Here is a 20,114-nt window from a genome sequence, read left to right as displayed (position 1 = left end):
CTGTTTTTTTTATTTTTGAATTGAGGCATCATATCGCGAATCTCTGAACCTGAATATTGAACCGATATCAAAGGATCACATTCGATGCTGCCTGAACACTTCTTACCACGGCGCTATCCTGTTGTTGCACCCTCAACGCTCCCTGCAGAAGCTGAAAATAGTACCACGCCGGAAGTCGTTCAGGATAAGATTTTAACGCTGGAAAAAAACATCCTGAGCGGCAGTCATTACGCAGGCCAGGCCAAAAACCGCCTGCTTGAAGAAACCGATCGTCATATTAAAGAACGTCTGCTGTGCGCGGTCAGGATAGAAGCTCTACATGCCCTGATGGGCGAACTGGTTGAAAAAGAACTTATTAGCGCCGCCGACTTACAAATGCTTATCGAAGATAAAACCGCCTGGGTGAGTAGCAAAGAACAGGAAATTTGGGTTAATCAAATGACTCAAGAAAAACCCTGGCCATTATGCTATTCGATTGAGGAGTAGTGCCGTGGCAGAACCTATAAAAAAACAATCTGCGTTAATCAACGCCGACGAAAATAAAGACCATGAATTTACGTTAAGTAAAAACATAGCTATTCTTGTTCGGCTTAAAAATGAAAATATTACCCGCAATACACAGGAAGTGACGGATATTACTTCGGCACTGGTCGACCTGAAATGGATGAACCGCCGTGAGATTTACCCATGGCGAGCGAAGGAGGAAGTGTACGGCGCGGTGCTGGAAGAGATCCTCAGCCACCATCCGAAGCTTAAAGAGCAAATCCTCAAGCGACTGGAAGGACATTATCAGCGCCTGAAGGAGCAAGAAGCCCAGACGCTGTCGATAACCCGTGGCCTGGCGGAGAAGACATGGAAGAGTTCCACTCTGTGAGTGGGGTTTGCCTCTTCCCCTGGCCCTCTCCCCAGTGGGGCAAGGGAATTTAAAGAGTAATAAAATTTAACGGTTGCTCTCTTTGGCTGTCTGTTAGTCACAAATAATCTCTATGAAGGTTCAGCTAAGGTTCCGTTCACCTCAAGCACAGCTTTATATGCAGCCCCCAAACTTGTGAACGACTCGGTGGAGTCACCGTCACTCCCCCGAGACCCCGGACTCCCGGCCAAATAAATCGACCGCTAAAGCGGCAGACCTCCGTTTTATCTCCCAGTCCTGGGTCGGCTGAGATGCGTTCCCGACGCTCTCAGCCTCCGGCCGTTCCCGACGCCCGGACCCTGGCCAGTCGGAGAGAAAACCGAGGCGATTTAAGCCGGAACCGAGCCTTGCTTCTTATTTTTACCCTCACCCTAACCCTCTCCCTGGAAGGGAGAGGGAATAAACAATGTTCCACGTTGGCTGTTTTCCCCCTCTCCCTCTGGGAGAGGGTCGGGGTGAGGGGAAGATTTGTCCCCGGCTCTCATCGCCCCCGGTTATGACCCAACTCAGGCGGGGTTGAGCTGCCGGGAGCAGCGAAAGAGAGCGATCGTCGGGAACGAATCGCGAACGACCCCGAATGTTTGGGTGATGAACGGTGGGTTTACCGCTTTAGCGGCGATGAGCTTGCCGGGCGCCGGGGCTGTTCGGGGGATGGCGTTATCCCCCGGACACGTTCACCGTGCTCTGAAAGTGCAGGGGAAACAGATTTACGGGTGAACGTAACAACTACGGAGAGAATAAACTTGAGTTGTTTTCACCCTCTCCCAAGAGGAAAAGGGCCGTGATGAGGCCCCCCCTCTTACTTCGCTTTAGTGACTTCCTGGCCGACCAGGCCAATCTTCAGGTACCCTGCCTGGTGCAGCGTATCCATCACGTCCATCAGCGTTTCGTAGTCCACCGTTTTGTCCGCGCGGAAGAAAATGGTGGTGTCCTTTTTCCCTTCGGTCGCGGCAATCAATGAGCTAACCATCGACTCTTTGCTTACCGGATCGTTGCCGATAAACATCGAATGGTCTGCTTTTACCGACAGGTAAACCGGCTTTTCCGGGCGTGGCTGCGGTTCGCTGCTGGAGGCCGGAAGGTTAACCTTCACGTCCACCGTGGCCAGCGGCGCGGCCACCATGAAGATGATCAGCAGCACCAACATCACGTCGATAAACGGCGTAACGTTGATTTCGTGCATTTCACCATTGTCATCGAGGTTTTCGTTCAGACGCATTGCCATGGGGCATTAACCTACACGCAGTTGCTGAGTATTGCGTACCGGGCGCGGCTGGGCTGTGCCCTCCAGGTCAAGGTCACGGCTTTGCAGCAACAGTACCTGAGCCGCCACGTCGCTAAGGCTTGCTTTGTAGCTGCCAATCATACGCGCGAAGATGTTATAGATAACCACCGCAGGGATTGCGGCGACCAGGCCAATGGCCGTTGCCAGCAGTGCTTCTGCGATACCCGGCGCAACAACCGCCAGGTTAGTGGTCTGGGACTGGGCGATACCGATGAAGCTGTTCATGATGCCCCAAACGGTGCCGAACAGGCCGACAAACGGCGAAATAGCGCCGATAGTGGCCAGGAAGCCGTTGCCACGCCCCATGTGACGCCCAACGGCGGCCACGCGGCGCTCAAGGCGGAAGCCGGTACGATCTTTGATGCCTTCGTTATCTTCAACGCCGGCGGAAAGTTCCAGCTCGTTTTGGGCTTCGTTGATCAACAGCGTGCTGAGGCTTTTGCTGTCAAACGCTTCGGCCGCGCTGCTCGCTTCATTCAGGGAGCGGACGTTAGCCAGCTGCTGCTGTTCGCGCTTGAGGCGACGTTTCTGGGTAATCAGCTCCACGCTCTTACTGAAAAAGATGGCCCAGGTGACTACAGAGGCCATAATCAGGCCAATCATCACGATCTTCACTACGATGTCAGCATGTTGATACATGCCCCAAACGGACAGATCCGTCTGCATCAAATTACTCGTCACGTCTTACGCTCCAGCGAGAAATAAATGTCAAAACTGAGACTAATATATCAAAAAACTATCGAATTGATAGTCGTTCTCATTAGTATTTGCAGACTGCCAGAAATTGTTGAGGCATTCCTTGCGCTTACGCAGGAAAAGATCTGCCCCGGCGAAATGATGACTTTTTTGACCAACCTGAAAAAACGCCATGATGCCCTTTGCGCATTTTGTGTTAATTTACGTCCAGACATCCAGATGGTTAAACGGGGAAACGACAATGGCGGAAAAACACATCGAAACGACGCTGGTCAACGCCGGGCGCAGCAAGAGGTTTACTCAGGGTTCGGTTAACAGCGTCATTCAGCGCGCCTCCTCTTTGGTGTTTGAAAGCGTCGAGGCCAAAAAACAGGCCACCGCCAATCGCGCAAAAGGAGAACTGTTCTACGGCCGCCGCGGCACGCTAACCCATTTCTCTTTACAGGAAGCGATGTGCGAACTTGAAGGCGGCGCCGGCTGCGCCCTCTTCCCCTGCGGCGCCGCTGCCGTTGCCAATACTATTCTGGCCTTTGTCGAGCAGGGCGATCATGTTCTGGTCACCGAAACCGCCTACGAACCCACCCAGGACTTCTGCACCAAAATTCTCTCGAAGCTCGGGGTCAGCACCAGTTGGTTCGCGCCGGATATCGGGGCCGGGATAGCCGACCTGATTCAGCCGAACACCAAAGTCGTTTTCCTCGAGTCCCCCGGCTCTATTACCATGGAAGTCCACGATATTCCGGCGATCGTCGCGGCGGTCAGGCGCGTTGCCCCTGACGCTATCATCATGATCGACAATACCTGGGCGGCTGGCGTGCTGTTTAAGGCGCTGGAGTTCGGTATCGATATTTCTATTCAGGCGGGCACCAAATACCTGATTGGCCATTCGGATGCGATGGTCGGCACCGCGGTATCCAATGCCCGATGTTGGGATCGGCTGCGCGAGAATGCCTACCTGATGGGGCAAATGCTGGATGCGGATACCGCTTATATGACAAGCCGAGGTATTCGCACGCTGGGCGTTCGTCTGCGTCAGCACCATGAAAGCAGCCTACAAGTGGCCGAATGGCTGGCCGGGCATCCTCAGGTAGAAAGAGTGAATCATCCGGCACTTCCCGGAAGTAAAGGGCATGAATACTGGAAACGTGACTTTACAGGCAGCAGCGGGCTGTTCTCGTTTGTGTTGAAAAAACGGCTCAGCGATGAAGAGTATGCACGGTACCTCAATCATTTCGAGTATTTCAGCATGGCCTATTCCTGGGGCGGTTATGAATCGCTTATTCTCGCTAATCAGCCTGATGAACTGGCTGAGATCCGCCCCGCAGGCGGCGTCGACTTCAGCGGTACCCTGGTTCGCCTGCATATTGGCCTGGAAAACGTGGACGATCTGATTGCCGATCTGGAAGTAGGTTTCCAGCGCATTGCCTAAAATTTCCGTTTAGCGGTAACCGTGGAGCGTTTTTTTGCCATCATCGGCGTTTTGTTGAGCCTGGGATCAAGGTGTCGCCGGCATTTTAGCGGTACAATGTGTAGAAATTAAGGTGAGCCTAAGTTGCGGGAGCAATACTCAGGCAAGCTCAATAAGCGGTTCCACAGGAATACCCATGGCTGTTATAAAAAATATTGTCGAGGCGCTCTGGCATCACGATTTTGCCGCGCTGGCCGACCCCCACGTTATTGGTGTTGTTTATTGCGTTATGTTCGCAACGCTTTTTCTGGAAAATGGGCTGCTTCCCGCTTCGTTTTTGCCGGGAGATAGCCTGCTGCTGCTCGCGGGCGCGCTAATAGCGAAAGGGGTAATGGGATTTGTTCCAACGTTGGTTATTCTTACCGTTGCCGCAAGCCTCGGCTGCTGGCTGAGCTATTTACAAGGCCGCTGGCTCGGCAATACCCGTACCGTGAAAGGCTGGCTTGCACAACTGCCAACCCAGTACCACCAGCGCGCCACGCAGATGTTTGACCGCCACGGCCTGCTGGCGCTGCTCGCTGGCCGCTTCCTGGCCTTTGTTCGTACGCTGCTGCCAACCATGGCGGGCATTTCGGGCCTCAGCAACCGTCGTTTTCAGTTATTTAACTGGCTGAGCGGGCTGCTGTGGGTGGGCGTTGTTACCAGCCTGGGCTATGCGCTCAGCATGATCCCCTTTGTTAAGCGTCATGAAGATCAGGTCATGACCTTCCTGATGATCCTGCCCGTTGCCCTGCTGATTTTTGGCCTTGTCGGCACGCTGTTTGTGGTGTTGAAAAAAAAAGTTAGCGCCGCGTAATCGTCCTTGATTCAGCCAGAGCGGATAAGAATGGCTTATTCGCTCTTTGCAATCACCGCCTTAAATCACCCGCATCCGCGCCATGTCTTCCCCCGGCGTCACGCCAAAATAGCGCTTAAACTCCCGGCTAAACTGCGAAGCGCTTTCATAGCCGACGCGAATAGCCGCCGCGCTTGCCTTCATACCGTCATGCAGCATTAACATTCTTGCCTTATGCAGGCGATAGCTTTTCAGGTATTGCAGCGGCGAGGTGCTGGTCACCGACTTAAAGTTATGATGGAACGCCGACACGCTCATGTTAGCCTCGGCCGCCAGCTGGTCTACCGACAGGTTTTCGGTGTACTGGTTTTCAATCCGACGCAGCACCCGGCTGATGAGACTAAAATGAGTCTGGCGACTAACCAGCGCCAACAGCGCCCCGCCGCTTGGCCCCGTCAGCACGTGATAGAGGATCTCGCGGATAATTTGTTTGCCCAGCACCCGGGCATCAAGAGGCCTTTCTAAGACGTCCAACAGCCGCTCGGTGGCGCAAAGAATTTCTTCCGACAGTTCGGCTGAATTGATTCCATCGGTGCAGGACTGAGGCCGGAAAAGGTCGTCCTCGCCGATATCCATCAGCAAATCCTGCAGCTGCTGAATATCCACCTTCACGCGCATCCCCGCGAGCGGCACGTCGGCTGTCGCAAAGGTTTCGCACTCAAAGGGCAAAGGCACCGTCAGGAGCAGGTATTCGTTGGCGTCATAGCGGAATACGCGGTCGTTGAGATAACCCGTTTTATGGCCTGAAAAGAGAAAAACAATGCCCGGATCGTACATTACCGGGGTACGTACCATCGGTTTGGTGCCGTACATCAGCCTTACGCCATCAAAAAATACATCACTTTTTTCTTTTAAAATCAGCTGATTGATTTTATCCGTCAGCTGCTGGCAGATAGCCTGGCGGTTCATGTTTACGTCTCCACGGCACTTTTATCCGGCTTACAGTGTGCGATGAATCCTACGGTTTCTCCAGCCGTTTGGAGAAACAGGCAAGATAAAGGCAGGAATATGCATTGAGAGAGACAGGGTGGCGGACCACAATAAGCGCCATCAGATTTAGCAATGTAACTCATCTAACGAACGGGAAACCCATCATGAATAACTTCAATCTTCATACCCCAACCCGCATCCTGTTTGGTAAAGGCTCCCTGGCAGAACTGCGTGACCAGATCCCAGCGGACGCTCGCGTCCTGGTGACCTACGGCGGCGGCAGCGTGATTAAAACTGGCGTACTGGGCCAGGTTAAAGACGCGCTGAAAGGCCTCGACGTGCTGGAGTTTGGCGGCATCGAACCTAACCCGTCTTACGAAACGCTGATGAAAGCCGTGGAAATCGCGCGTAAAGAAAACGTGACTTTCCTGCTGGCAGTCGGCGGCGGCTCCGTGCTCGACGGCACTAAATTCATCGCGGCTGCGGCTCACTATCCGCAGGATATCGATCCGTGGAACATTCTGCTGACCCGCGGTAACGACGTGAAAAGCGCGATCCCAATGGGCTCCGTACTGACGCTGCCGGCCACCGGCTCCGAGTCCAACAAAGGCGCAGTGGTTTCCCGCCGTTCTACCGGCGACAAACAGGCGTTTATGTCTGACTTCGTACAGCCTGTCTTTGCGGTTCTGGATCCGGTTTACACCTACACCCTGCCGCCTAAACAGGTTGCTAACGGCGTGGTGGATGCCTTTGTTCACACCATCGAGCAGTACCTGACCTACCCGGTTAACGCCAAAGTTCAGGATCGTTTTGCCGAAGGCATTCTGCTGACGCTGATTGAAGACGGCCCGAAAGCGCTGAAAGATCCGGAAAACTATGACGTTCGTGCGAACGTGATGTGGGCCGCGACGATGGCGCTGAACGGCCTGATCGGGGCCGGCGTGCCGCAGGACTGGGCAACCCATATGCTGGGCCACGAACTGACCGCAATGCACGGCCTGGATCACGCTCAGACCCTGGCGGTGGTTCTGCCTTCTCTGATGAATGAAAAACGTAACGAGAAGCGTGCCAAACTGCTGCAATATGCAGAGCGCGTCTGGAACATCACTTCCGGCAGCGAAGACGAACGTATTGATGCTGCTATCGAAGCTACGCGCAATTTCTTCGAGAAAATGGGCACCGCGACTCGCCTGTCCGCCTACGGCCTGGACGGCAGTTCCATCCCTGCTCTGCTGGTGAAACTGGAAGAAAAAGGCATGACTAAGCTGGGTGAACATCAGGACATCACGCTGGACGTTAGCCGCCGCATTTACGAAGCCGCTCGCTAAGAGAATCCTGGTGATGGCTTTCATTGCCTGAGTTTCGACTAGACTTAATAAAAAACTTACACCGGGCTTGCCCGGTGTTTTTCGCACTATTAAGGAGGTACGTATGACTCATCCAACCTTAATCAAGCTCCAGGATGGCAACGTGATGCCGCAGCTTGGGCTCGGTGTCTGGCAGGCAAGCAACGACCAGGTCAGGACAGCCATTGAGAAAGCGCTGGAGGTGGGGTACCGCTCCATTGATACCGCCGCCGCCTACAAAAATGAGGACGGCGTAGGCGCCGCGCTGAAGAGCGCAGGCGTTGCGCGTGACGACCTGTTCATTACTACAAAGCTATGGAACAGCGACCAGCAGCGGCCTCGCCAGGCGCTGGAAGACAGCCTTGAAAAGCTGCAGCTCGACTACGTCGATCTCTACCTGCTGCACTGGCCGGTGCCGAGTAAGGATCGCTACCTCGAAGCCTGGAAAGGGCTGATTGAGCTGCAAAAAGAGGGCCTGGTGAAGAGTATCGGGGTGTGTAACTTCAATATTAATCATCTCCAGCGGCTGATCGACGAAACCGGCGTTAGCCCGGTTATTAACCAGATTGAGCTGCACCCACTGCTGCAGCAGCGCCAGATTCATGCGTGGAACGCTACCCATAAGATTCAGACCGAGTCATGGAGCCCGCTGGCTCAGGGCGGCGAAGGCGTGTTTGATCAGAAAATCATTCGTGATTTAGCGGAAAAATACGGCAAAACGCCGGCGCAGGTTGTGATTCGCTGGCACCTGGATAGCGGACTGGTGGTTATCCCTAAATCGGTCACGCCTGCTCGTATTGCCGAAAACTTTGAGGTGTTCGACTTCCGGCTGGACAAAGACGAGCTGGCTGAAATTGCGAAGCTCGACTGCGGCAAACGTCTTGGGCCAGACCCGGATGTGTTTGTCGGCTAAGTCCAGATTTTCTTTCCCAAACCACCTTCGCCTTAACGGGCCGGGTGGTTTTTTATTTCCTGTACACCCCCTGCCCAAGCGGTTTCTACGCGCAACACATCCGTTCTGACGGTGACTGAATTTTCACGGCGTTCATTATTTGTTCTTTTAGCCGTAATCAAAAAGTCACACAACACCACGATAAATAGGGCCAGCTTCGCTAACTCATTTGGAATGGTTATGAACAGATCCCTTGCCGTTGTTACCAACTCTGACCTGGAGTCTCTGCCGCAGTTTGCACCCGCTCCGGGCCGTAAAGTACTGAGCGTTAAGAGCCTGAGTAAGGCCTATAACTCCCATCAGACCGTGCTGCACGACATTAACTTCGACCTGCATGCCGGTGAGCTGGTTGGCGTGATTGGCCGCTCAGGCGCGGGCAAATCCACGCTGCTGCATATTCTCAACGGTACGCATACTGCCACGTCGGGCGAGATCCTCAGCTTTCCAGAAGTCGGGATGCCGCACGATGTGTCTAAACTCAGCGGTCGCGCTCTGAACCAGTGGCGCACCGAATGCGGCATGATTTTCCAGGATTTCTGCCTTGTGCCGAGACTGGACGTGCTGACTAACGTGCTGCTGGGCCGCCTGAGCCAGACCTCCACGCTGAAATCCCTGTTTAAAGTTTTCCCTGAGGCAGACCGCGCCCGCGCCATTTCCCTGCTGGAGTGGATGAACATGCTGCCTCACGCCCTGCAGCGCGCCGAGAACCTTTCCGGCGGCCAGATGCAGCGCGTAGCCATTTGCCGGGCGCTGATGCAAAACCCAGGCATCCTGCTGGCCGATGAGCCGGTGGCTTCCCTCGACCCGAAAAATACCCAACGCATCATGAAAGTGCTGCGTGAAGTGTGTGAGCAAGGCATCAGCGTGATGGTGAACCTGCATTCCATCGAGCTGGTGAAGGAGTACTGCACCCGCGTTATCGGGGTTGCAAAAGGAAATATCGTGTTTGACGGTCATCCGGCGATGTTAACGGAGGACGTGCTGCATCTCTTGTACGGCGATGAAATCAATCAAGTGCATTAATTCTCTCTCCAATTGATACAACACAGGCAATGATAATGAAAAAGCAACTGACTGGCGCATTACGTTTATCTGCAGTGATTACTGGCCTTGTGATTGCAGGCCACGCAATGGCTGCTGACCAGCCGCGCGAACTGAACCTCGGGATCCTCGGCGGGCAGAATGCGACCCAGCAAATTGGTGATAACCAGTGTGTGAAGCAGTTCATGGATAAAGAACTGAATGTCGACACTAAACTGCGTAACTCTTCTGACTACTCTGGCGTTATTCAGGGCCTGATCGGCGGTAAAGTCGACCTGGTGCTGAGCATGTCCCCTTCTTCCTACGCTTCGGTGTACATGAACGATCCGAAAGCGGTGGATATCGTTGGCATCGCGGTTGACGATAAAGATCAGTCCCGCGGCTACCACTCTGTGGTTATCGTTAAGGCCGACAGCCCGTACAAAACCATCGAAGATCTGAAAGGGAAATCCTTCGGCTTCGCCGATCCTGACTCCACTTCTGGCTATCTGATCCCTAACCACGAGTTCAAACAGAAGCTCGGCGGCACTCCGGACAACAAATACAACAACTTCTTCTCCAGCGTGACCTTCTCCGGCGGCCACGAGCAGGACATTCTGGGCGTGCTGAACGGCCAGTTTGCCGGCGCGGTGACCTGGGCTTCAATGGTCGGCGACTATAACGACGGCTACAGCGCCGGGGCGTTTAACCGCCTGATCCGTATGGATCACCCTGACCTGATGAAGCAGATCCGCATCATCTGGACTTCCCCACTGATCCCGAACGGCCCGATCCTGGTCAGCAACAAGCTGCCGGCTGACTTCAAGGCAAAAGTCGTGGATGCGGTGAAGAAACTGGATAAAGAAGATCACGGTTGCTTCGTGAAGGCGATGGGCGGCACCCAGCACATCGGCCCGGCATCTGTGGCTGACTTCCAGCAGATCATCGACATGAAGCGTGAGCTGGTTAGCGCCCGCTAATTGCGAACGCCGCATAAAAATCGCACCCCGGCGACCTGCCAGGGTGCTTTTTTATCAGGACGGGGCGACCCGTCACCGGAAACAAACCGGATAATAAGTGATGATGTTGAATACGGAATTTGAACGTTACTATCACCAGATCAGAATGCGCCAGAAGCGCGACACCCTGATTTGGTCTCTGCTGCTGGTAGGCCTGTATCTTACCGCCGGTCACATCGCTGAGTTCAGCCTGACTACCATCTGGCAATCACTACCAAACTTCTTCGACTACATGTTCGAAACCCTGCCGACGCTGCACCTGTCGGTTCTGCTGGCCGACGTCCACACCAAAGGCTCACTGGCCTATTGGGGCTACCGTCTCCCCATTCAGCTCCCGCTGATTTGGGAAACCCTGCAGCTGGCGCTGGCTTCGACGCTGATTTCGACCTGTATTGCCGCCGTGCTGGCATTTCTTGCCGCCGGTAATACCTGGACGCCGCCCGCCGTACGCTTCGGCGTTCGCGCGTCGGTTGCGTTTCTGAGAACCATGCCGGAGCTGGCGTGGGCGGTGATGTTCGTGATGGCCTTTGGTATCGGCGCCATTCCGGGATTTCTGGCGCTGGCGCTGCACACCGTTGGCAGCCTGACCAAGCTGTTTTACGAAGCCATCGAAAGTGCATCTGACAAACCGGTACGCGGGCTCATGGCCTGCGGCGCTACGCCACTCCAGCGCGTACGCTTCGCCCTGTGGCCTCAGGTAAAACCTATTTTTCTGTCCTACAGCTTCATGCGTTTTGAGATTAACTTCCGTTCCTCCACCATCCTCGGCCTCGTGGGCGCGGGCGGGATTGGGCAGGAGCTGATGACCAACATTAAACTCGACCGCTACGACCAGGTCAGCATCACGCTGCTGCTGATTATCGTGGTGGTTTCGGTCCTCGATGTCCTGTCCGGCAGGCTGCGCCGCTGGGTTCTGGAGGGGAAAAAATGAGTACTTTTCAGGCAACGCCGGATATCGCCCAAAGCCGCGAGCAGCACCGCGAACTTTACCGTATGCAGGGGCGTTATCTGCGCCACATCGGCCTGCTGGCCGCCGCCATCCTCGGCTACTACATCTGGTTCTTTTTCACCTTCGGCATCGACTCCGGGCAAATTCTCAGCGGCATGGTTCAGCTGGGGCGCTACTTCCTGCGTATGTTTGTCTGGCATGATTTTATAAACTGGCCGTTCGCCTATTACTTCTCGCAAATCGCCATTACGCTCGCCATCGTTTTCGCCGGGACGTTAACCGCCACGGTGCTGGCGCTGCTGCTGTCGTTTTTTGCCGCCCGCAATATCATGCAGGGCCCGGTAGCACGCATCGTCGCGCTGCTGGTGCGCCGCCTGTTTGACCTGCTGCGCGGCGTCGACATGGCCATTTGGGGGCTGATTTTCGTACGTGCGGTTGGGCTTGGCCCGCTGGCAGGCGTGCTGGCAATTATCATGCAGGATACCGGGCTGCTGGGCAGGCTGTATGCCGAGGGGCACGAAGCGGTAGAGCGCTCTCCGAGTCGGGGATTAACCGCCGTGGGCGCGGCGGGCATTCAGAAACACCGCTTCGGGATTTTCACCCAGTCGTTCCCGGCGTTTCTCTCTCTCAGCCTGTATCAGATTGAGTCCAACACCCGCTCGGCGGCAGTGCTGGGCTTTGTTGGGGCGGGCGGCGTAGGCCTGGTGTACGCCGAGAACATGCGGCTGTGGAACTGGGACGTGGTGATGTTTATCACCCTGATTCTGGTCTGCGTGGTGATGGCGATGGACGCTATTTCTGCCTGGCTGCGCCGCCGCTATATCACCGGGAAGCCGGTGCCGCTCTATTCTCCGCAATAACGTCTAAAACGGGGCGCGGTCTTCGCCGTGCCCCGCTCATGCTACAAAGACCAGTTCAGCGTTTGCCAACCGTAGCGTGCGCCCTGCGCCGCAAGCTTCTGACAAGGATTGACCATCAATACCCGATCGGCCTCCAGACACAACGGCAGATCGTTAATGGAATCGGTATAAAACGTCAGTTCCCCGCTGTATTCCGGATTCACCTGCAGCCACTCCTTCAGGCGGGTAATTTTCCCTGTCTGGTAGCTCGGCACGCCGCTTATCACGCTGGTGTAAGCGTTATTGCCGGTCACCAGGTCGATACCTATCGCATGTTTAATGCCAAGCCGTGGTGCAATGGCTTTCACCAGCAGGCTGACGGACGCAGAGATAATCATCATCTGCTGGCCCTGGGCGTGCAATTGCTCAATCAGGCGCTTCGCCTGCGGGTAAACCAGCGGCAGAACGTCGGTTTCTACGCAGCGGGCAACGAGGGTGTCCACATCGGCAATCGTCATACCCGCCAGCGGAGCCAGCGTCACGCCAACGTATTCGTGGATATTCATTTCGCCGCGCTGATAGTCGAGCATCAGCTTGTGTTCTTTAGCCAGATAATCGGGGTCTTTAATCAGCCCTTCGCGGGAAAGGAAGCGGCTCCAGAGGGTGCTGCAGTCGGCGTCTATCAGGGTGTGATCGAGGTCAAAAACGTAAAGCAGGTTAGACATGTTCATTTCTCATTTCAGCAAAGAGGCCGCCGGGCAGCTTAGCGCCAGGCCCGGCGATCAGGGGTTCCCTACCCTCTTTGTCGCAGAAAAAAATGACAGCGGCATGAAAGCACGCCGTTACTTCCCGAGCGGCTTCCTCTTTCCTGCTGCTGCCGTGCGGCGCTGATGCGCAAGCGGGGTATGCTTCGTGAGCGCCGGGCGGGCGTGACGGGTGTTTCGACGGGCCTCACGCATCTCCTCGAGCGTCGGAGAAGGCACCAGGCATTCGCGTCTGCCGCCGATCAGGTGCTTTTTGCCCATAGCCTCCAGCGCCTCGCGAATCAACGGCCAGTTCGCCGGATCGTGATAGCGCAGCAGTGCCTTGTGGAGACGGCGCTGACGATCGCCGCGCGGCACCACGATATCCTCGCTTTTATAGCCCACCTTACTCAGCGGATTTTTGCCGGTGTAATACATGGTGGTGGAGTTAGCCAACGGCGACGGATAGAAGTTTTGTACCTGATCGAGGCGGAAACGATGCTGCTTAAGCCACAGCGCCAGATTCACCATATCCTCATCACGCGTTCCAGGGTGAGCGGAGATAAAGTATGGGATCAGATACTGTTCTTTGCCAGCCTGCTTCGAATAGGTATCAAACAGCTCTTTAAAGCGGTGATAGCTCCCCATCCCCGGCTTCATCATTTTCGACAGCGGCCCTTCTTCGGTGTGTTCAGGGGCAATTTTCAGATAGCCACCAACGTGATGAGTTGCCAACTCCTTGATGTAACGCGGATCGGCTACCGCCAGATCGTACCGCACGCCGGAGGCGATTAAGATCTTTTTAACACCCTTAAGGTCGCGTGCACGACGATAGAGATCGATAGTCGGCTGATGGTTGGTGTCCATATGCTGGCAAATTTCCGGGTAAACGCACGACAGGCGGCGGCAGGTTTGCTCGGCGCGCGGCGACTTACAGCGCAGCATATACATGTTGGCCGTTGGGCCGCCCAGGTCTGAAACCACGCCGGTAAAGCCCGGTACGCTGTCGCGCATAGCTTCGATTTCGCTGATGATGGAATCTTCGGATCGGCTTTGAATAATGCGGCCTTCGTGCTCTGTGATGGAGCAGAAAGAGCAGCCGCCGAAGCAGCCACGCATAATGTTTACCGAGAAGCGGATCATCTCATAGGCCGGAATACGCGCCTTGCCATAGGAAGGGTGAGGGATGCGCTGGTAAGGCAGCGCAAACACGCTGTCCATTTCCTCGGTTGAAAGCGGGATCGCCGGAGGGTTGATCCAGATATAGCGATCGCCGTGCTTCTGCATCAGCGCTCTGGCACAGCCGGGATTGGTTTCATGATGCAGGATCCGCGAAGCGTGAGCGTACATCACCTTATCCGCCTTCACCTTTTCAAAGGACGGCAGCAGGACATAGGTCTTCTCCCACGGTTTTGGCCGCGGTGGCTGCACGGTAACGGCTTTGGCTTCATCCGCCTTTTGGTCTTTTGGTTTATTGCCGTCGGCACAGGGGAGATCGTCGCCGTAAGGATGTGGGATCGGATCGATTTTTCCTGGCGTATCAAGACGGGTGGAATCTACACCTGCCCAGCCGGGCATCGCCTCTTTGCGCATGATGGCGGTATTGCGCACATCACAAATTTCAGCGATCCCTTCTCCGTTCGCCAGACGATGCGCCACTTCCACCAGCGGACGTTCGCCATTGCCGAAAATCAGCATATCCGCTTTGGCATCCACCAGAATCGAACGGCGCACGGTATCGGACCAGTAGTCATAATGCGCGGTGCGGCGCAGGCTGGCCTCTATGCCACCAAGGATCACCGGCACATCGCGCCACGCCTCTTTGCAGCGCTGGGTATAGACCAGAGAAGCACGATCGGGACGCTTGCCTGCTACGTTATCCGGCGTGTAGGCATCGTCATGGCGCAGCTTACGGTCTGCCGTGTAGCGGTTAATCATCGAGTCCATGTTCCCTGCGGTGACGCCAAAGAACAGGTTTGGCTTGCCGAGGCGCATAAAGTCCTGCTTCGTGGACCAGTCCGGCTGGGAAATAATACCAACGCGGAAGCCCTGCGCCTCCAGCATACGGCCGCAGATCGCCATCCCGAAGCTTGGGTGGTCAACATAGGCATCACCGGTAACCAGAATGATGTCGCAGCTGTCCCAGCCGAGTTCATCCATCTCCTCACGGGACATGGGTAAAAACGGTGCCGGTCCAAAACAGGCGGCCCAGTATTGTGGCCATGAAAAGAGTTCGCGATCCGGCTGGATCAGGCTTTTGACGCTCATAGGATGTCCGAAAAGATGATGTAGAAATGAACAAAAGGGCGGCGATTATACGCCGATTGGCAGTAGTTTTTGAAGGGTTATTCTGGGTTTTATGCCCCCTCACCCCAACCCTCTCCCCAAAGGGGCGAGGGGGAAAAGACTCGGTGTAGAGTGCCATGCTGTCCCCTCTCCCTTTTAGGGAGAGGGTTAGGGTGAGGGTAAAAACTACGGCGCGGGCTGAACCAGCAGTTGACCAATAGAACCGCGGTCGGCAAGCTCCAGCGTCTGGCTGGAATAAAGGAACGGGAAATGCTCCCAGGACGGCTGGCCAAAATAGACCAGAAGCTCGACCTGCCCGTCTACCCACACGGTATCCTTCCACCCGCGATCTTCCCCAAATGGCGAAGCCCCGTTGACGTTACGAACCAGGAAACTGACGCCTTCAATGTGGAAAGACTGCGGCGTGTCTGCGCGCACCGTCCAGCGCTCCCAGGTTCCCTGCTGGGTCTGAATATCAATACGCTTCATATCCCACAGCTGGCCGTTAATACCGGGATCGTCACCGAGGGTGATTTCACGGCTGCGCGTCGGGTTACCGCCCATGATCTCTTCCGGCAGCAGGCGCATTGGCAGCGTGTCGGTGACCAGCGGCAGCAGCCCTGTCGGACGCAGCGTTAACACCAGCGTGGAAATCAAAATGCTCGACGGCTCAAAGAAGCCGCGAATGCGGTCCATAATGCCGGCAGCTTCACCGGCGGTGATCGACACTTCTTTCCCTTCGGTCATGTCGATAAGAATTTCCCGACGCTCTCCCGGCGCCAGCGACAGCTGCTTGACCGAAACCGGCGCAGGCAGGAAGCCCTGATCGCTAGAAATCACCGCTATCGAACGGCCGTCGCTCATTTGCAGCTGATAGCGGCGAGAGTTGGATGCATTCAACAAGCGCAGCCGCACCCAGCCGCGGGACACTTCAACGTATGGACTTTGCACCCCGTTAACCAACAGCGTATCGCCAACAAAACCTCCGCTGCCCGGCTCCTGGTATTCTGGCGCACCGAAATTATCGAGACGTTTGTCCTGGATGATGATCGGGAAGTCGTCGACGCCGTAGTGGTTAGGAATGGGCAGGGACTTGCTGACCTCGTCCTCAATCAACCACATCCCCGCCAGGCCGTTGTAAACCTGCCTTGCGGTACGATTTGGCGTATTGGCGTGATACCAAAGCGTTGCGGCTCGTTGGCGAATGGGCAGCACGGGTGCCCAGTCCACGTTAGGCGACATCATACGTGCAGCACCGCCAATCAGCGGGCCCGGCACCTGCAGGCCAGCAATGGTCATCGCAACGTTTTCTTGCAGGCGGTTGCTGTAAATCATCTTCACGTCGTCACCGCTCCAGACGCGAATCGTTGGCCCCATATAGCGCCCGTTTAAGCCCCAAACGGGGGCTTTTGCGCCACCGGTAAATGACCAGTGGGCACGCTGCAACGTCAGGAATAACGGCTGGCCACGGCGAGATTCAAGCAGGGGGGGAACCGGTAAAGGTTGCTGCTGCCCTGCCGCGTTTGCCCTCAGCGGCACCGAGCTGGCACAAAGCGCAACTCCGGATGCCTGAATAAACTGACGCCGACTGAGTGACATAATTGCTCCATGTAAAACTGAATAACGAGGGGCGATACAAACCGTACCGCCAAAGTCGGCGATTAATGCGCCTGATTCTTTTCAACTTTGCCGGCGGCTTCACGCGCGGCGACTTCCTGATTTAGTTCGTCGATTTTGGCCATCATCAGTTCACGACAGTCGGTGGCCAGCTTACGTACCTGATCTTTACCATAAGCGCTGATATCAACAGGCGGCAGCATTTCGACAATGACTAAGCCGTTGTTCCAACGGTTTAGCTTAATTTTATTACTGGTATTGGAAACACACACCGGAATAATCGGGACACCCGCCGCAATGGCCGCATGAAACGCACCGGTTTTAAACGGCAGCAGGCCACGCCCGCGGCTACGGGTGCCCTCTGGGAACATCCAGATAGACACGTTGCGCTTGCGAATCTGGTCAACAACCTGAGAAATGGTGCTGTGGGCTTTTGCCCGGTTATCGCGGTCAATCAGCAGGTTGCCCGTCAGCCAGTAAAGCTGGCCAAAGAACGGGATCCACATCAGGCTTTTTTTCCCGACCGTAACCGTTGGCGGCTGGACGATATTAGCGGCGGTGACCATATCGTAGTTGTTCTGATGGTTCCCGATGTATATCGCAGTAGGGTGATTTTCAGCCCCGGCAGGTAAGCGGGTTTCTACCTTAAGACCAAATACCGGCGCAAGACGCCCGAAAAGGTGCCCAAAGGTTGCCACATGGCGCGGATTACGTGGGCTAAACAGACAATAAATTGAACCTAAGATGCATACCAGGATGCAGTAAATAACGACAATAATAAAACGTACAATCGCTAGCATAACTACCTCATGAGCCGAAGCCGTTGATAAGTATATCGGCTTTAGCGTAAAACACACCGGACGGCGGCAACCTCGCCGCCGTACCCCGGATTATTCTTCGCTGTCTCCAGCCCCTGCCCGCATTGGGGAGTCGACATCTACCCGATCTATGCGCTGCAGGCCGCGCATTAACGTCCCGCGACGACCTCGCTCACCGGTGATTTTCTGCAGTTCTTCAGGGCGCAGCTTAATTTTGCGCTTGCCAACGTGCAGGGTCAGGGTGCTCTGCGGCGGCAGGATAAACAGGTGCGCCAGCTTATCTTCACCTTTGGCCGCTTCTGCCGCCGGAATAGAGATAATCTTATTGCCCTTACCTTTAGACAGTTCCGGCAAATCACTCACCGGGAACATCAGCATACGCCCGGCGGCAGTGATAGCCAGCAGCATGTCCTCTGCGCTATGAATTTCCAGCGGTGGGAGGATGCGTGCATTATCAGGCAGGGAAATCAGCGCTTTACCTGCGCGATTACGCGACACGACGTCGTTAAAGGTACAGACAAAACCATAGCCTGCATCCGAAGCCATCAGCAGTTTCTGATCGTCTGCAGCCATCAGAACATAGTCCACGGTCGCGCCCGGCGGCGGCGTAAGTTTACCCGTTAAAGGCTCACCCTGACCGCGCGCTGACGGTAAAGTGATTGGGTCCAGCGCATAGCTTCTTCCCGTGGAGTCGATGAACGCCACAGGCTGGTTGCTTTTGCCTTTGGCTGAGCCCAGATAGCTGTCACCGGCTTTGTAGCTCAGGCCCGGTGCATCAATATCGTGGCCTTTGGCGCTACGCACCCAGCCCATCTGCGACAGCACGATGGTGACCGGTTCAGACGGCACCATGTCGTGCTCGCTCATCGCTTTCGCTTCGCCGCGCTCATGCAGTGGAGAACGACGAGCGTCGCCGTAGGTATCGGCGTCTGATTGCAGTTCTTTTTTCAGCAGGGTGTTCATTTTACGCTCGGAAGCGAGAATGCCCTGCAGCTGATCGCGTTCTTTTTCCAGCTCGTCCTGCTCACCGCGGATCTTCACTTCTTCGAGCCTGGCGAGGTGGCGAAGTTTCAGCTCAAGGATGGCTTCGGCCTGAGTTTCGCTGATACCAAAACGGGACATCAGCGCCGGCTTGGGCTCATCCTCGCTACGAATGATGTGGATCACTTCGTCGATATTGAGGAACGCCACCAGCAAACCTTCGAGGATATGCAGGCGCTTGAGGACTTTTTCCAGACGATAGTTCAGGCGACGGCGCACCGTATCGCGGCGGTAAACCAGCCATTCGCTGAGGATCTCCAGCAGGTTTTTCACCGCCGGACGACCGTCCAGACCGATCATGTTCAGGTTAATGCGATAGCTTTTTTCCAGATCGGTGGTTGCGAAGAGATGGTTCATCACCTGTTCGACGTCCACGCGATTAGAACGAGGCACAATCACCAGGCGCGTCGGGTTTTCATGGTTCGATTCATCCCGCAGGTCTTCCACCATCGGCAGCTTTTTAGCGCGCATCTGGCTGGCAATCTGCTCCAACACGCGAGCACCGGACACCTGGTGAGGCAAGGCGGTAATCACCACATCACCGTCTTCTTTACGCCATACCGCACGCATGCGGACTGAACCGCGCCCGTTCTGGTAAATTTTGCGGATATCTTCACGCGGCGTAATGATCTCAGCCTCGGTCGGATAGTCAGGACCGTGAACGATGTCCAGCAGGTCGTCGAGCGTAGTTTTAGGCTGATCAATGAGCGTAATGGCGGCCTGAGCAACCTCACGCAGGTTGTGCGGAGGAATGTCGGTTGCCATACCCACGGCGATCCCGGTTGTCCCGTTAAGCAGGATGTTCGGTAAACGCGCAGGCAGCATTTTCGGTTCCTGCAGCGTACCGTCAAAGTTCGGGACGTAATCTACCGTTCCCTGACCGAGTTCCCCGAGCAGCAGCTCCGCGTATTTCGACAGGCGAGATTCGGTATAACGCATCGCGGCAAAGGACTTAGGATCATCCGGTGCCCCCCAGTTCCCCTGCCCGTCTACCAACGGATAGCGGTATGAGAATGGCTGCGCCATCAGGACCATCGCTTCATAACAGGCGCTGTCGCCATGCGGATGGTATTTACCCAGCACATCACCCACGGTACGTGCAGATTTTTTGAATTTCGCGCTGGCGTTTAGCCCCAGCTCTGACATCGCATATACGATTCGACGCTGAACCGGCTTAAGCCCGTCACCGATAAACGGCAGGGCGCGGTCCATGATGACGTACATGGAATAGTTGAGATACGCATTTTCCGTGAATTCGTGCAGCGCAAGACGCTCAGCACCATCATGAGTCAAATCACTCATTGCTCATTCATCCTCAAACTGACGAGCCGATTGTGGCCACAATCGACGTAATTGC

General features: G+C 55.4%; 18 protein-coding genes. 10 read left to right on the top strand and 8 right to left on the bottom strand.

Features of this window, described 5'->3' with window-relative positions; genetic code table 11:
* Positions 1 to 84 precede the first annotated feature (84 nt).
* Positions 85 to 486, top strand: a complete 402-nt coding sequence (locus ACE38U_RS10800) for a hypothetical protein (RefSeq protein ID WP_038478892.1) — start codon at positions 85 to 87, stop codon at positions 484 to 486.
* Between the two features lie 4 nt (positions 487 to 490).
* Complete coding sequence (locus ACE38U_RS10795) at positions 491 to 874, top strand: hypothetical protein (RefSeq protein WP_052049006.1); 384 nt, start codon at positions 491 to 493, stop codon at positions 872 to 874.
* An 838-nt stretch (positions 875 to 1,712) separates the two neighbouring features.
* Here the strand turns inward: ACE38U_RS10795 and exbD are convergent.
* Positions 1,713 to 2,138, bottom strand: a complete 426-nt coding sequence (gene exbD / locus ACE38U_RS10790; protein ID WP_038478889.1) for a TonB system transport protein ExbD — start codon at positions 2,136 to 2,138, stop codon at positions 1,713 to 1,715.
* Positions 2,139 to 2,144: 6 nt separating this feature from the next.
* Entirely contained in the window at positions 2,145 to 2,879 is a 735-nt protein-coding gene (gene exbB, locus ACE38U_RS10785) for a tol-pal system-associated acyl-CoA thioesterase (protein ID WP_071842970.1), read from the bottom strand.
* Positions 2,880 to 3,135: 256 nt separating this feature from the next.
* On the opposite strand from exbB, the gene metC reads away from it, so the two are divergent.
* Together metC and yghB are read left to right on the top strand one after the other, a co-directional pair.
* The gene (gene metC, locus ACE38U_RS10780; RefSeq protein WP_375529727.1) at positions 3,136 to 4,323 is read left to right on the top strand and encodes a cystathionine beta-lyase; all 1,188 of its coding nucleotides are present in this window, start codon (positions 3,136 to 3,138) and stop codon (positions 4,321 to 4,323) included.
* Between the two features lie 175 nt (positions 4,324 to 4,498).
* Positions 4,499 to 5,158, top strand: coding sequence for a DedA family general envelope maintenance protein YghB (yghB, locus tag ACE38U_RS10775; RefSeq protein ID WP_038478881.1), 660 nt, complete (start codon positions 4,499 to 4,501; stop codon positions 5,156 to 5,158).
* A gap of 60 nt (positions 5,159 to 5,218) precedes the next feature.
* On the opposite strand, the gene ACE38U_RS10770 is transcribed toward yghB, so the two are convergent.
* On the bottom strand, positions 5,219 to 6,106 hold the full coding sequence (locus ACE38U_RS10770; RefSeq protein WP_038478878.1) for an AraC family transcriptional regulator: 888 nt from the start codon (positions 6,104 to 6,106) through the stop codon (positions 5,219 to 5,221).
* Positions 6,107 to 6,291: 185 nt separating this feature from the next.
* On the opposite strand from ACE38U_RS10770, the gene yqhD reads away from it, so the two are divergent.
* The 6 genes from yqhD (at position 6,292) to phnE (ACE38U_RS10740) (ending at position 12,273) form a co-directional block, all read left to right on the top strand.
* Positions 6,292 to 7,455, top strand: a complete 1,164-nt coding sequence (gene yqhD, locus ACE38U_RS10765) for an alcohol dehydrogenase (RefSeq protein ID WP_375529726.1) — start codon at positions 6,292 to 6,294, stop codon at positions 7,453 to 7,455.
* Positions 7,456 to 7,558: 103 nt separating this feature from the next.
* Positions 7,559 to 8,386, top strand: a complete 828-nt coding sequence (gene dkgA, locus ACE38U_RS10760) for a 2,5-didehydrogluconate reductase DkgA (protein WP_375529725.1) — start codon at positions 7,559 to 7,561, stop codon at positions 8,384 to 8,386.
* Between the two features lie 219 nt (positions 8,387 to 8,605).
* A complete protein-coding gene (gene phnC, locus ACE38U_RS10755) occupies positions 8,606 to 9,448 on the top strand; it encodes a phosphonate ABC transporter ATP-binding protein (protein WP_176981563.1) in 843 nt (280 codons plus the stop codon).
* 35 nt (positions 9,449 to 9,483) lie between these two features.
* On the top strand, positions 9,484 to 10,425 hold the full coding sequence (gene phnD / locus ACE38U_RS10750) for a phosphonate ABC transporter substrate-binding protein (RefSeq protein WP_038478866.1): 942 nt from the start codon (positions 9,484 to 9,486) through the stop codon (positions 10,423 to 10,425).
* A gap of 100 nt (positions 10,426 to 10,525) precedes the next feature.
* Positions 10,526 to 11,395, top strand: a complete 870-nt coding sequence (gene phnE, locus ACE38U_RS10745) for a phosphonate ABC transporter, permease protein PhnE (protein WP_038478862.1) — start codon at positions 10,526 to 10,528, stop codon at positions 11,393 to 11,395.
* Complete coding sequence (gene phnE / locus ACE38U_RS10740) at positions 11,392 to 12,273, top strand: phosphonate ABC transporter, permease protein PhnE (RefSeq protein ID WP_375529724.1); 882 nt, start codon at positions 11,392 to 11,394, stop codon at positions 12,271 to 12,273. The genes phnE (ACE38U_RS10745) and phnE (ACE38U_RS10740) overlap by 4 nt, the downstream gene beginning before the upstream one ends.
* 41 nt (positions 12,274 to 12,314) lie before the next feature.
* Here phnE (ACE38U_RS10740) and ACE38U_RS10735 read toward each other — a convergent pair whose 3' ends face one another.
* The 5 genes from ACE38U_RS10735 to parC form a co-directional block, all read right to left on the bottom strand.
* Positions 12,315 to 12,977: an HAD family hydrolase gene (locus ACE38U_RS10735; protein WP_375529723.1), complete on the bottom strand. Its 663-nt coding sequence runs from the start codon at positions 12,975 to 12,977 to the stop codon at positions 12,315 to 12,317.
* Between the two features lie 117 nt (positions 12,978 to 13,094).
* Positions 13,095 to 15,263, bottom strand: coding sequence for a YgiQ family radical SAM protein (locus ACE38U_RS10730; protein WP_511161095.1), 2,169 nt, complete (start codon positions 15,261 to 15,263; stop codon positions 13,095 to 13,097).
* A gap of 204 nt (positions 15,264 to 15,467) precedes the next feature.
* Positions 15,468 to 16,880, bottom strand: a complete 1,413-nt coding sequence (gene ftsP / locus ACE38U_RS10725; RefSeq protein WP_038478853.1) for a cell division protein FtsP — start codon at positions 16,878 to 16,880, stop codon at positions 15,468 to 15,470.
* 62 nt (positions 16,881 to 16,942) lie between these two features.
* The gene (locus tag ACE38U_RS10720; protein ID WP_038478850.1) at positions 16,943 to 17,698 is read right to left on the bottom strand and encodes a 1-acylglycerol-3-phosphate O-acyltransferase; all 756 of its coding nucleotides are present in this window, start codon (positions 17,696 to 17,698) and stop codon (positions 16,943 to 16,945) included.
* Between the two features lie 90 nt (positions 17,699 to 17,788).
* Positions 17,789 to 20,059, bottom strand: coding sequence for a DNA topoisomerase IV subunit A (parC, locus tag ACE38U_RS10715; protein ID WP_375529722.1), 2,271 nt, complete (start codon positions 20,057 to 20,059; stop codon positions 17,789 to 17,791).
* Between the last annotated feature and the right edge of the window lie 55 nt (positions 20,060 to 20,114).

This window comes from Cedecea selenatireducens, assembly GCF_042138895.1.
Taxonomy (GTDB): domain Bacteria; phylum Pseudomonadota; class Gammaproteobacteria; order Enterobacterales; family Enterobacteriaceae; genus Cedecea; species Cedecea selenatireducens.
The sequence above is the reverse complement of the archived record's forward strand: the minus strand, read 5'-3'. Positions and strand labels throughout refer to the sequence as shown.